The 11748-nt window shown below is 67.9% G+C and carries 11 protein-coding genes; 6 read left to right on the plus strand and 5 right to left on the minus strand.

What is annotated here, in order from left to right; translation table 11 throughout:
- Window positions 1-39: 39 nt before the first annotated feature.
- Genes hpt through dacB form a run of 4 tightly spaced genes read right to left on the minus strand, consistent with a single transcriptional unit; the run spans window position 40 to window position 4077 of the window.
- On the minus strand, window positions 40-615 hold the full coding sequence (hpt, locus tag ACZY1I_RS22710; protein ID WP_463757494.1) for a hypoxanthine phosphoribosyltransferase: 576 nt from the start codon (window positions 613-615) through the stop codon (window positions 40-42).
- Between the two features lie 38 nt (window positions 616-653).
- The gene (tilS, locus tag ACZY1I_RS22715; RefSeq protein ID WP_463757497.1) at window positions 654-1637 is read right to left on the minus strand and encodes a tRNA lysidine(34) synthetase TilS; all 984 of its coding nucleotides are present in this window, start codon (window positions 1635-1637) and stop codon (window positions 654-656) included.
- On the minus strand, window positions 1616-2692 hold the full coding sequence (locus tag ACZY1I_RS22720; RefSeq protein WP_463757500.1) for a zinc-dependent metalloprotease: 1077 nt from the start codon (window positions 2690-2692) through the stop codon (window positions 1616-1618). The genes tilS and ACZY1I_RS22720 overlap by 22 nt, the downstream gene beginning before the upstream one ends.
- On the minus strand, window positions 2689-4077 hold the full coding sequence (gene dacB / locus ACZY1I_RS22725; protein ID WP_463757503.1) for a D-alanyl-D-alanine carboxypeptidase/D-alanyl-D-alanine endopeptidase: 1389 nt from the start codon (window positions 4075-4077) through the stop codon (window positions 2689-2691). The genes ACZY1I_RS22720 and dacB overlap by 4 nt, the downstream gene beginning before the upstream one ends.
- 81 nt (window positions 4078-4158) lie before the next feature.
- Between dacB and ACZY1I_RS22730 the strand changes: the two genes are divergently transcribed.
- The 4 genes from ACZY1I_RS22730 (at window position 4159) to ACZY1I_RS22745 (ending at window position 7106) form a co-directional block, all read left to right on the plus strand.
- On the plus strand, window positions 4159-4647 hold the full coding sequence (locus ACZY1I_RS22730; protein WP_463757505.1) for an inorganic diphosphatase: 489 nt from the start codon (window positions 4159-4161) through the stop codon (window positions 4645-4647).
- A 64-nt stretch (window positions 4648-4711) separates the two neighbouring features.
- Window positions 4712-6037 carry a polysaccharide biosynthesis protein gene (locus ACZY1I_RS22735; protein WP_463757931.1) on the plus strand — a complete coding sequence of 442 codons (1326 nt, stop codon included), beginning with the start codon at window positions 4712-4714 and terminating at the stop codon, window positions 6035-6037.
- Between the two features lie 29 nt (window positions 6038-6066).
- The gene (locus tag ACZY1I_RS22740; RefSeq protein WP_463757508.1) at window positions 6067-6768 is read left to right on the plus strand and encodes a glycosyltransferase family 2 protein; all 702 of its coding nucleotides are present in this window, start codon (window positions 6067-6069) and stop codon (window positions 6766-6768) included.
- Entirely contained in the window at window positions 6765-7106 is a 342-nt protein-coding gene (locus ACZY1I_RS22745) for a DUF2304 family protein (RefSeq protein ID WP_463757512.1), read from the plus strand. Before ACZY1I_RS22740 ends, ACZY1I_RS22745 begins: the two co-directional genes overlap by 4 nt.
- A 92-nt stretch (window positions 7107-7198) precedes the next feature.
- Here the strand turns inward: ACZY1I_RS22745 and ACZY1I_RS22750 are convergent, their stop codons facing one another.
- A complete protein-coding gene (locus ACZY1I_RS22750) occupies window positions 7199-8131 on the minus strand; it encodes an NAD-dependent epimerase/dehydratase family protein (RefSeq protein WP_463757515.1) in 933 nt (310 codons plus the stop codon).
- Here ACZY1I_RS22750 and ACZY1I_RS22755 point away from each other — a divergent pair.
- Together ACZY1I_RS22755 and ACZY1I_RS22760 are read left to right on the plus strand one after the other, a co-directional pair.
- Complete coding sequence (locus ACZY1I_RS22755; RefSeq protein ID WP_463757519.1) at window positions 8097-9917, plus strand: hypothetical protein; 1821 nt, start codon at window positions 8097-8099, stop codon at window positions 9915-9917. The two genes, ACZY1I_RS22750 and ACZY1I_RS22755, sit on opposite strands and share 35 nt — an antisense overlap.
- 197 nt (window positions 9918-10114) lie before the next feature.
- Window positions 10115-11725, plus strand: a complete 1611-nt coding sequence (locus ACZY1I_RS22760; RefSeq protein WP_463757524.1) for a PE family protein — start codon at window positions 10115-10117, stop codon at window positions 11723-11725.
- Window positions 11726-11748: the final 23 nt, after the last annotated feature.

The raw sequence follows: 11748 nt of genomic DNA on the forward strand, positions 1-11748 counted from the left end.
TGCGCCCGCCTACGCCGCGCTTGCGATCGCTCCGGCCCGCTACTGATAAACCCGCGGGTCCAGTGTCCCGATGTAGGGCAGGTCGCGGTACCGCTCGTCGTAATCCAGGCCGTAGCCGACGACGAAGTCGTTGGGAATATCGAAACCCACGTATTCGATTTCAACGTTGGCGCCGACCGCATCCGGCTTGCGTAGCAGCGTGCACACCCGCAGCGAGCGCGGGTGCCGACTGGTCAGGTTGCGCAACAACCAGGACAGCGTCAGGCCCGAATCGACGACATCCTCGACGATCAGCACGTCACGGTCATGGATGTCGCGGTCGAGATCCTTAAGGATCCGCACCACGCCCGACGACGAAGTCGAGGAACCGTAGGAACTCACCGCCATGAACTCGAACTGCGTCGGCAGCGGAATCGCGCGCGCCAGGTCGGTGACGAACAGCACAGCGCCCTTGAGCACGGTGATCAGCAGCAGGTCCTGGCCCGTCTCAGCCACCAGGTCGCGATATTCGGCGCCGATCCGCGCTCCGAGCTCGGCGATGCGGGCGTGAATCTGCTCCTGGGTGAGCAGGACCGACTTGATGTCGCCCGGGTACAGGTCCGCGGTCACGTGCACAGCGTGCCACGACTACCTGTGAACAACCAACGCGGACGTCAAATGTCTTCGCATTGCAACACGAGTAGTCCATTTCGCCGCCCTGCGACCAGGCGTTGACCGCTTAGCGCGGACCCGACCGCTACCCCACCCTGACCTCGCCACCCGGTGATCAAAATGTCTACACCGCGAATCTGCTTGTCGGTCAGGCCGATCGCCCCGCCGACCTGGAGCCAATTGCGGATCACCCGCCGCCGTACCGGGCCGGGCAGCGCGGACAGTGCCTGAGTATTCAGACCGGATCCGTCCGGTCCGGACCCGGCGATGTCGGGCAGCAATTCCGCGGCAACACCGTCCAGGTGGTCGGTGTCCTCGCGCAACGCGGTCGCGGTACGGGCGAGTGCCTCGGCCACACCTCCGCCCAGCACGTCCTCCAACAACGGCAGGACCTCAGCTCGCAACCTGGCGCGGGTGAACCGGGGATCGGCGTTGTGCGGATCCTGCCAGGCGGTCAGGCCCAATTCTCGGCAGGCGTCGTGGGTCACGTCGCGTCGAATCCCCAGCAGCGGACGGCACCACGGTGCATCGTAGGGACGCATCCCGGCGATGGACCGTCCGCCGGAACCGCGGCCGAGTCCCAGTAGCACCGTCTCGGCCTGATCATCGAGCGTGTGCGCCAAGAGCACCGGACCATCGCGATTGCCGTCTAGCGCCGCGTAACGGGCGGTGCGCGCCGCAGCCTCGGGGCCGCCACCAGCGGCCACCTCGACGCGCAACACCCGCGCATCCACGCATCCCAATGAAATCGCTTGCGCCCGTGCGGTTTCGGCCACTTCGGCCGAGCCGGACTGCAACCCGTGATCCACGATCAATGCGCGGGTCGGCCGCAGCGTCGCCGCGACAGCGGTCAGCGCCAACGAGTCTGGGCCGCCGGACAGTCCGACACACCACCGATCGTCGGCGCCCAGCTGGCCGCCCATGTAGTTGAGTGCGAATCTCTTTGTCGCCCAGCGCAGCTGGGCTACAGCACCCGATCGATCCATCGCTGCGGGTGGTCAATTTCGGCGGGCAGTGGCAGTGTCTCGGGGCCCGTCCAGACCGTGTTGAAGCGCTTCATTCCGACCCGCTCCACAACCTGGTCCACGAACGCCTTGCCGCGGGTGTACTGGCTGAGTTTGGCGTCCAGACCCAGCAGAGCGCGCAGCAGTCGCTGCAGCGGCGGCTGTTTGCGCTGTCGCCGTTCGTCGAACCGGCCGCGGATGGTCGCGACCGACGGCACCACCATCGGCCCCACCGCATCCATCACATGCTCGGCGTGGCCTTCCAGCAGTGTGCCGAGCACGAGCAGTTGATCTAGGGCTTTGCGTTGCGGCTCGGATTGCACGGCGCGCACCAGGCCCAGAATGCCCTCGGCATTGGAGTCATCAGCGCCCTTGCCGCGGCTGCGGACAAACTCGGCAAGCCGGCCGACCACCTCGCCGAGGTCTTCGGCGGGTTCCTGGGTCAGCAACGCGAGCGAGCTCGACATGTAGCCCGCTATCCAGGCGTTGGCGGTGAACTGCACCCGGTGCGTCACCTCGTGGAGGCACACCCACAACCGGAAATCGGATGGATCGACCTTCAACTGGCGCTCAACGGCAATCACGTTCGGGTACACCAGCAGCAAACTGCCGGCGCCTTCCGGCTCAGAAGTGCTGAACGGGTCGTACTGCCCCAGGATTCCGGAGGACACGAACGCCAGCACGGCACCCGTCTGAGCACCGGTGAGTCGGCCGGTGAGAAAGCTGCGCGGCGTCTCACTCCCGTTCATCATTGCCCGCATCGAGTCGGCCGCCGCCCGAATCCACTCCCGCCGGTCGATGACGCGGGCCGGTGGCACCACACCGCCGGTGAGCAAACCGGTGACATCGCGAACCGGCGGCTCGGCCTGCTCCGCTGCCCGCAGCAATTCGTCCATGGCCTGCTGCCGCGTGTAATCGGAAGTCGGTGGGCCTGGGCGAGTCAGCTTCTCGCCTACCGTCGCTGCGAATCGCCAATCCACGGCGTTGCCCATCGTCAAGCCAGACGATGCCGAGGAGGAAGTCGCAGAAGAAGTCATGTTGCACACCCACAGAACCACAGTTTCGTGGCCAGCGCATCGATCGCGTTGCGGCCGTTGGGGCCGGCCTCGTTGGAGATGAACGCGAAGGTGAGCACTCGGCCACTGGCATCAGTCAGCACACCTACCAGTGAGTTGACGGCGGTCAGCGAGCCGGTCTTGGCGCGCAGCCAGCCGGCCGGCCCCTGGTCGGTGGACCGGTCCAGAAAGCGTTCGCCGAGCGTTCCGCTGCCGCCGGCGATCGGTAGCAGGTCCAGCAGTGCGCGCAACGAAGCCTGATCCGGACCGGCCGCCGCCTGCATCGTGCCGTCCAGGGTCCGGGCCGTGAGGCGGTCGTTGACCGACAGCCCGCTGGAATCCACCAGACTGATGCCGCCGGTATCAACGTGCGCGGTGTTCAACCTGCTGGTCACCGCGTCGACCGCGCCGGTGAAGCTCTGCGGCCGGTTGATGGCCAGCGCCACCTCGCGGGCAATGCACTCGGCCATCACGTTGTCGGAGGCGTTCATCATCTGGGACAGCCGCTGGATCAGCGGCGCCGACTGCACTACGGCCAGTTGCCGCGCGCCGGACGGGGCTGAGGCGATCGATACCGCCGCCGGGTCCAGGCCGAGTGCTTTGGCTAACTCTCGGCCGGCGTCCAGAGCCGGGGTTTTGGAACGGCGCGAGTTGACCGTCGTCGGCTGAATACGTCCGGCGTCGATCATCGCCGCCTCGATCGGCGCGACGTCACCGTTGTCGACGTCGGAGGGGTCCCAGCCCGGCGCCAGCGTGGGACCACTGAATGCCGAGACGTCCACCTGCACTGCCGTCGGCGTCATGCCGCTACGGTGCACCTGTTCGACCAGGTCACTGATCCGCGCCGCGCCGCGATACCAGGTGTCCACACCCGGCGGAGCCGCCGACAGCGTCGGATCCCCCGCTCCCATCAACAGGACGGGTCCCTGCGAGCTCTGGCCTGCGGCTACCACCCGGGTGCTGATCCGGGCCTGGTGGTCCAAGGTGAGCAGCGCCGCAGCCGCAGTCAAGACCTTGTTCGTCGACGCCGGCACCATCGGCAGGTCGTCGAGCTGGCGCCAGAGTTCCTTGCCGCTCATGGCATCGGTGATGCGACCGCCCAAGCGGCCCAGATTGGGGTCGGCAGCGGTGGCCGCCAGTGCCGCGGCCACACCTTCGGCGCTGGGCATCGCGGCGCTGTCAGCAGCCGGAGACACCGCCGCCTTGACGGTGGGTGGTCGCGGCGGGGGAACGGGCGATCGTGCGCTGCCCGCGCCGTGCCCGCCCGCGGTGAAGAGCACCGCGGCCGCCACAACGGCAGCGACGAACGCAAGCACCACCAACCCAACGAGCACGCGGGTGGACTTGCGCCAGCGTTTGGGGCCCATAACACTCCTGTCTTTCCGGACCCATTCTGCCGAACCGCCCGCCGAGCGCCGCCGGGGTGCCTGCTCGACTACTGTGTAGCCGTGCAATTCGACGTGACGATCGAAATCCCAAAGGGCCAGCGCAACAAGTACGAGGTCGATCACGAGACCGGCCGGGTGCGGCTGGACCGCTACCTCTATACCCCGATGGCATACCCCGCCGACTACGGGTTCATCGAGGACACCCTGGGTGAGGACGGCGACCCGCTGGACGCGCTGGTGCTGCTGCCCCAGCCGCTGTACCCCGGCGTGCTGGTCGAGGCCCGCCCAGTCGGCATGTTCAAGATGGTCGACGAGGCCGGTGGCGACGACAAGGTGCTCTGTGTTCCGGCCGGCGACAAGCGGTGGGACTGGATCCAGGACATCACCGACGTCCCGGAGCACGAACTCGAAGCCATCAAGCACTTCTTTGTGCACTACAAGGACTTGGAACCGGGCAAGTACGTCAAGGCTGCCGACTGGGTTGGCCGCGCCGAGGCCGAAGCCGAGGTCCAGCGTTCGGTGGAGCGGTTTCAGACCGAAGGGCACTAGCCTCCGCCCGATGGCTCTGCGCTGAGGGCGGGAAAACGCGAGTGACCCGCGCCGTCAGCGCAGAATCAATGCAGGGCCAGCGGCTGCGCTACCCGGCCGGACGGTTAGTGTCGCCACGGTGACAGAGGGCGCGGGCACCCCCGCAGCCGGCGCAGGCCCAATCGCGCGCGGCAGCGTCGCGCGGGTCGGCACCGCAACGGCGGTGACCGCCCTGTGCGGCTACGCGGTGATCTACCTGGCTGCGCGCAACCTGGCACCCGGCGGTTTCTCGATATTCGGGGTGTTCTGGGGTGCGTTCGGACTGGTCTCCGGTGCAACCAACGGGCTGCTGCAGGAGACGACGCGTGAGGTCCGCGCGATGCACTACCTGGCCCCGGAGCCGGCAGAGCCAGGCGAGCCCAGGACACATCCGCTGCGGACTGCCGCGCTCATCGGGCTGGCTTCTGCCGGCCTGATCGCTGGCAGCTCGCCACTGTGGAGCGGCCGGGTCTTCGTCGAGGCGCGCTGGACGTCGGTCGCATTGCTCTCGATCGGGCTGGCCGGATTCTGTCTGCACGCCACCCTGCTGGGCATGCTGGCCGGCGTCAACCGGTGGGGTCCGTACGGCGCGCTGATGGTGACCGACGCGATCATCCGGGTGGCGCTGGCTGCCGCGACCGTGGTGATGGGATGGGGTCTGGTCGGGTTCCTGTGGGCCACGGTCGCGGGCTCGGTGGCCTGGCTGATCATTTTGTCTGCCTCACCCACCTCACGTGCAGCGGCGCGACTGCAGACGCCCGGCAGCACCGCAACGTTTCTGCGGGGTGCCGCCCACTCCGTCACCGCCGCCGGTGCCAGCGCAATCCTGGTGATGGGCTTTCCGGTGCTGCTGAAGCTGACGTCGACCGAACTGGGTGCGGCGGGCGGCGTCGTCATCCTGGCGGTGACTTTGACCCGCGCGCCACTACTGGTGCCACTGACCGCCATGCAGGGCAACCTGATCGCCCATTTCGTCGACGAGCGCAGCCACCGACTGCGGGCGCTGATCTCCCCCGCGCTGCTGATCGCCGGTATCGGCGCGGTGGGGATCCTGCTGGCCGGCGTGCTGGGACCGTGGTTGTTGCATTTCGCATTCGGCCCCGACTATCAGGCCAGTAGTGCACTACTGGCCTGGCTGACGGCCGCGGCCGTGGCGATCGCCCTGCTGACGCTCACCGGCGCCGCTACGGTGGCAGCGGCGCTGCACCGGTCCTATTCGCTGGGCTGGGTCGGCGCCACGGTGGCGTCGGGGCTGTTACTGCTGCTACCGCTGCCGCTCGAGACCCGCACCGTGGTGGGTCTGCTGTGCGGTCCGCTGGTGGGAATTGGCGTCCATTTACTTGCGCTCGGGCGTGCCGGACGCAGCAGTTGAATCCGCTCGACGTGTAATTTGTGCTTGAAATGGCTTCTGATACGCACTACCCCGACGTCTGGATCGTCGTTCCCGCCTTCAACGAAGCCGCCGTCCTCGGCGAGGTGATCGCCGAGCTGCGTTCGGTCTTCGACAACGTCGTCTGCGTGGACGACGGCAGCTCCGACGGCAGCGGCCAAGTGGCCCGGCAGGCCGGGGCGCATCTGGTGCGCCATCCGATCAACCTGGGGCAGGGCGCGGCAATCCAGACCGGCGTCGAATACGCCCGTCGGCAGCCGGGCGCCCAGGTGTTCGCCACCTTCGACGCCGACGGCCAGCACCGGGTGAAAGATGTCGCGGCGATGGTCGACCGACTGGCCGCCGGTGACGTCGACGTGGTCATCGGCACCAGGTTCGCCGCGTCCACCGCCAGCCGGCCGCCGTTCATCAAGCGGTTGGTGCTGCAGACCGCCGCGCGGCTCAGCCGCCGCGGTCGCAGGCTGGGCCTGACCGACACCAACAACGGCCTGCGGGTGTTCAACAAGACTGTCGCCGACGGGCTGAACATCACCATGAGCGGCATGAGCCATGCCACCGAGATCGTCATGATGATCGCCGAAAACAATTGGCGGGTAGCCGAACAGCCGGTCGAGGTGCTTTACACCGAGTACTCGAAGTCGAAGGGGCAGCCGCTGCTCAACGGCGTCAACATCATCTTCGACGGTTTTCTGCGAGGGAGGATCAGGCGATGAACTGGATCCAGGTTCTGCTGATCGGATCGATCATGGCCTTGCTGGTCTTCCTGCTGCGGTCGCGCCGCAGCGCGCGCGCCCGCGCCTGGGTCAAGGTGGGCTACGTCCTGTTCGTGTTCGCCGGCGTTTACGCCGTCATCCGGCCCGACGACACCACGATCATCGCGCAATGGTTCGGCGTTCGCCGTGGCACTGACCTGATGCTCTACGCGCTGATCATGGCGTTCAGTTTCACCACGCTGAGCACCTACATGCGCTTCAAGGACCTGGAATTGCGTTACGCGCGACTGGCGCGCGCAGTGGCGCTCGAGGGTGCGCAGCTACCCGACCCTCGGTAACCGTCACCTACGCCTCGGCAGCCGCCGAGCGTGGACAGTACGACGCCCAATCGGCGTGTCTCGTCGTGAAATTCACGCTCGGCGCGGGGAAGCTAGTGCCGGAAGTAATCCACCGTCCGGCGCACGCCCTCGGCCAGCTCAACCTTAGGCTGCCAGCCCAAAACCTCTGTCGCTAAACCGATATCGAGGCAGGACCGCTTCAGATCACCCAGCCGCGGCGGGTGGAACGCAGGGTCGTCAGGCCCGCCCACTGCCGCGGCCACCGCAGTGTGCAGTTGGCGGTCGGAGGTTTCGATACCGGTCCCGACATTGAAACGCTGACCACCGCCTGCCTCGCCGGAAGCGCGGACAAAGGCGTCGACGACGTCGTCGACGAATACATAGTCGCGAGTGTTGGAGCCGTCGCCGAACACCTTGGTGTCCTTGCCCGACAGCAGCGCCCGGGCGAAGATCGCCACCACGCCGGCCTCGCCGTGCGGATCCTGGCGCGGGCCATAGACATTGGCCGGCGCGATGTGCGAGCAGTCCAGGCCGTACAGATGCCGGAAGGTGTTCAGGTAAATCTCGCCGGCCACTTTGCCCGCGGCATACGGCGACGCAGGGTCGGTGGGCACCGTCTCCGGCGTCGGGTACTGCGGCGGCACGCCGTAGATAGATCCGCCCGAGGAGGTATGCACGACCTTGCGCACCTGGGCGCGCCGGGCCGCTTCCGCCAGCCGAATCGTGCCGATCACGTTGACCGAGGCGTCGAATTGCGAGTCGGCCACCGAATGGCGGACGTCGATCTGGGCCGCCAGGTGGAAAACCACCTCCGGTTGGTGCTCGGCGAGGATGCCGTCGAGGTCCGCGGTGACGATGTCGGCATCGACGAACACGTACGCCGCGTTGTCGGCCAGGTGTTCGATATTGGTCGCTTTACCTGTCGCAAAGTTGTCCAGGCCAACTACCGTGTGGCCGTCGGCTAAGAGACGGTCGACTAGCGTCGATCCGATGAAACCGGCTGCCCCGGTGACCAGTGCGCGCACCGGCCCACCATACCGAGGGGCCAGGGCGGTCGTCGTCGCCGCTGCCGTACTGATCCTGGCGCAGCTGGGGATCCGCGCCGTGCTGGCGTTCGGTGGCTACTTCTATTGGGACGATCTGATTCTCATCGGACGGGCGGGTACACAACCGCTGCTGTCGCCGTCGTACCTGTTCGACGATCACGACGGTCACGTCATGCCCGGTGCCTTCCTGGTCGCCGGTGCGATTATCCGGTTGGCACCCCTGGCCTGGACCGGGCCGGCGATCAGCCTGGTAGTGCTGCAACTGCTGGCGTCGCTGGCGCTGCTGCGGGCGCTCTACGTGATCCTGGGCTGGCGACCGGTGTTGTTGATCCCACTGACGTTCGCACTGTTCACCCCGCTGGGGGTGCCGGGGTTCGCGTGGTGGGCGGCGGCGCTGAACTCATTGCCGATGCTGGTGGCGTTGGCCTGGGTGAGTGCCGATGCCGTCCTGCTGCTGCGCACCGGCAACCAGCGCTACGCGGTCACCGGCGTGCTTGCATACCTGGGCGGCCTGTTGTTCTTCGAGAAGGCCGCGGTGATCCCGTTCGTCGCCTTCGCCGTCGCGACTCTGCTGAGCCACGTTCAGGGGACCGCACTCCGCACGGCGCTGCGCACGGTCTGGAAGGACGGAATCCGGCTGTGGGTGTCATCGCTCGCGCTGACCATTGGCTGGGTGCTGCTGTATCTGGCGGTGGTGAATCAGCGTCGCTGGAGTTCGGACCTGGCGATGACGTGGGCGCTGCTGCGCCGTTCGATCACTCACGGCATCGTGCCCGGCCTGGCCGGTGGACCGTGGGACTGGGCGCGCTGGGCGCCGTCGTCCCCTTGGGCCACTCCGCCGCTGACTGTGATGGTGCTGGGGTGGCTGGTGCTGGCTCTGGCGGTCGCGATCTCGCTGACCCGCAAGCAGCGCATCGGACTCGTGTGGGTGACGGCGGTCGGTTACACGGTCGCCTGCCAGGTCCCGATCTACCTGATGCGGTCGTCACGATTTACCGCACTCGAGCTGGCGCAGACTCTGCGCTACTTCCCGGACCTGGTGGTGGTGCTGGCACTGCTGGCCGCAATCGCGTTCACCGCGCCCAACCGCGAGTCGTCCGGCCGACTGGAAGCCTCGCCCACCCGCGCCGCAGCCACGATCAGCCTGGCGGCGTTGTTCGTGGCCAGCAGCCTCTACTCGACTGCGACCTTTCTGACGTCGTGGCGCGATAACCCCGCCGAGCCCTATCTGAAGAACGCCCGGGCCAGCCTGGCGGCCGCCAACAAGGCGGTGCCGTTGCTGGATTCCGAGGTCGATCCCTTTGTGTTGCAGCGCGTCGCCTGGCCGGAGAACATGGCCAGCCACATGTTCGCGCTGCTGCACGACCGACCCGAATTCGAGCCCGCGACAACACAATTACGAATGCTCAACAGCGCGGGTCAGTTGGTCGACGCCCGGGTCACGTGGGTGCGGACCATCAAGCCGGGCCCGGTGCCGCAGTGCGGATACTTCGCCCAGCCCGACCAGCCCGCCCGCCTGATCCTGGACGGGCCGCTGCTGCCGGCCGACTGGACCGTCGAACTGAACTACCTCGGCAACACTGAAGGCTCCATGATGCTGTCCCTGTCCGAAGGACCCGAGGTGAAGGTTCCGGTGCATCCGGGGCTGAATCGCGTGTACGCCCGACTCCCGGGCGCCGGCGACGCGATAACCGTGCGCGCCGCCACCACCACACTCGCGCTATGCCTCGCGTCGGGGCCGGTGGGATTTCTGGCGCCGCTTTAGAAGTCGACCCGGCCAGGGCGGAGAGAACTGTTCGCCATAGCAGTTTCCAACCCCGCGTCAATCGAATTCACATAATTACAAATTCCCTGGTCAACACCGGGATATGGCAGCGCCAAACCCTCAAAATGGTGCGCCGCCAGGGCGATACTGGGAGTTAGCCAGAAGGTCAATTTGAGACCTGTGAGGGGGCCGCAGCGATGTCATATTTGGTGGCTGCACCGGAATCAATAGCCTCGGCGGCAGCGGATTTGGCCGGTGTCGGCTCGATGATCAGCGAGGCTAACGCCGCAGCAGCAAGCTCGACCACCGGGTTGATCGCCGCCGGCGCGGATGAAGTGTCGGCAGCGGTGGCCGCGCTGTTTGCTGGGTACGCCCAGCAGTATCAGGCGCTGGGTGCTCAGGCGGGTGCGTTCCATCAACAGGTTGTGCAATTACTGGGGTCAGGCGCGCAGTCGTATGCCACCGCCGAGTCGATCAACGCCGGGCCACTGCAACCCGCCCTCGACCTGATCAATGCGCCCACCCGGGCACTACTGGGACGCCCGTTGATCGGCGATGGAGCCAACGGGGCCACACCGGGGCAAGCCGGCGGCGCCGGCGGGCTGCTGTTCGGCAACGGCGGCAACGGGGCTGCGGGCGGAACAGCTCAGGCCGGCGGTGCCGGCGGAGAAGCCGGACTGATCGGCTACGGCGGGATCGGCGGCAAAGGCGGCCTCGGCGGAGCGGCCGGTGGGGCAGGTGGCCGCGGTGGCTGGTTGTTCGGCGACGGCGGCCAAGGCGGGATGGGCGGGGCCGGCCAGGGCGTGGCTCTCACCGGAGGCGCCGGCGGCGCCGGTGGCGCCGCCGGGCTCTGGGGCAGTGGCGGATACGGGGGTGAGGGTGGATCTGGGGCCCCAGTAGCGACGCCCGGCAGCGCGGGTGGCCGTGGCGGCGATGGCGGTAACGGCGGGCTGCTCAGCGGCGACGCCGGTGACGGCGGAAATGGTGGTCATGCCACCTTCGCCGCTAAGGGTGGCGACGCCGGAAATGGCGGCAACGCCGGGCTGATGGGCGGCGGCGGCAACGGCGGGTTCGGCGGGTCAGCCGCCCCAACGTCAAGTGGCAACCAGATCGGCGGCAACGGCGGCGGCGGTGGGCGCGGCGGCATGCTGTTCGGCGACGGCGGGCACGGCGGCGCGGGCGGCTTGAGCGCCAGCGTGTTGACAGCCTCGCAGGGCGGCGCAGGTGGCAACGCCGGCTTGTTCGGCGATGGAGGTTGGGGCGGCGCCGGCGGACAGGGCAATCCCGCTACAGGAGGGGTGGGCGGCAACGCGGGTGTGGGCGGCAACGGGGGCCTCATCTATGGCCTCGGCGGAATCGGGGGGGCCGGCGGGACTGGCGGCGCCAGCGGCGCCCTGGGCATCGGCGGATTCGGTGGGTCCGGCGGGTCCGGTGGAGCGGGCGGGATGCTGCTCGGCTCCGGCGGCGCCGGTGGAGTGGGCGGGCGCGGAGGAGATCTGCCCAGCATGGGCTTCGTCGCCGGAAGCGGCGGGGCAGGCGGAGCGGGTGGAGCCGGCGGGCTGCTGTACGGCAACGGCGGAGCCGGTGCCGCAGGTGGTGCTGGGGGCCTTTCCTTCGTCAGCGGCGGGTTGCCCGGAAGTGGTGGCAACGGCGGTGCCGGCGGGTCGGCGAAGCTGATCGGCAACGGCGGTAATGGCGGCCCCGGTGGGCCTCCGGGCACCGGAGGGATCGGCATTGCGCTTGGCGGCGCCGACGGACCCGGTGGTGCCCGCGGCAGTCTCTTCGGCACACCGGGCGCTGCCGGATAACGCCCGGCGGGTGAAACATTCGG

Source organism: Mycobacterium sp. IDUB_37 (assembly GCF_055419245.1).

Excerpts from the sequence above, each read along its gene's own strand:
- tilS (WP_463757497.1), bottom strand. The coding sequence starts at position 1,637 with ATGGATCGATCGGGTGCTGTAGCCCAGCTGCGCTGGGCGACAAAGAGA.
- ACZY1I_RS22720 (WP_463757500.1), bottom strand. The coding sequence starts at position 2,692 with ATGACTTCTTCTGCGACTTCCTCCTCGGCATCGTCTGGCTTGACGATG.
- dacB (WP_463757503.1), bottom strand. The coding sequence starts at position 4,077 with ATGGGCCCCAAACGCTGGCGCAAGTCCACCCGCGTGCTCGTTGGGTTG.
- ACZY1I_RS22740 (WP_463757508.1), top strand. The coding sequence starts at position 6,067 with ATGGCTTCTGATACGCACTACCCCGACGTCTGGATCGTCGTTCCCGCC.
- ACZY1I_RS22745 (WP_463757512.1), top strand. The coding sequence starts at position 6,765 with ATGAACTGGATCCAGGTTCTGCTGATCGGATCGATCATGGCCTTGCTG.
- ACZY1I_RS22755 (WP_463757519.1), top strand. The coding sequence starts at position 8,097 with ATGAAACCGGCTGCCCCGGTGACCAGTGCGCGCACCGGCCCACCATAC.
- ACZY1I_RS22760 (WP_463757524.1), top strand. The coding sequence starts at position 10,115 with ATGTCATATTTGGTGGCTGCACCGGAATCAATAGCCTCGGCGGCAGCG.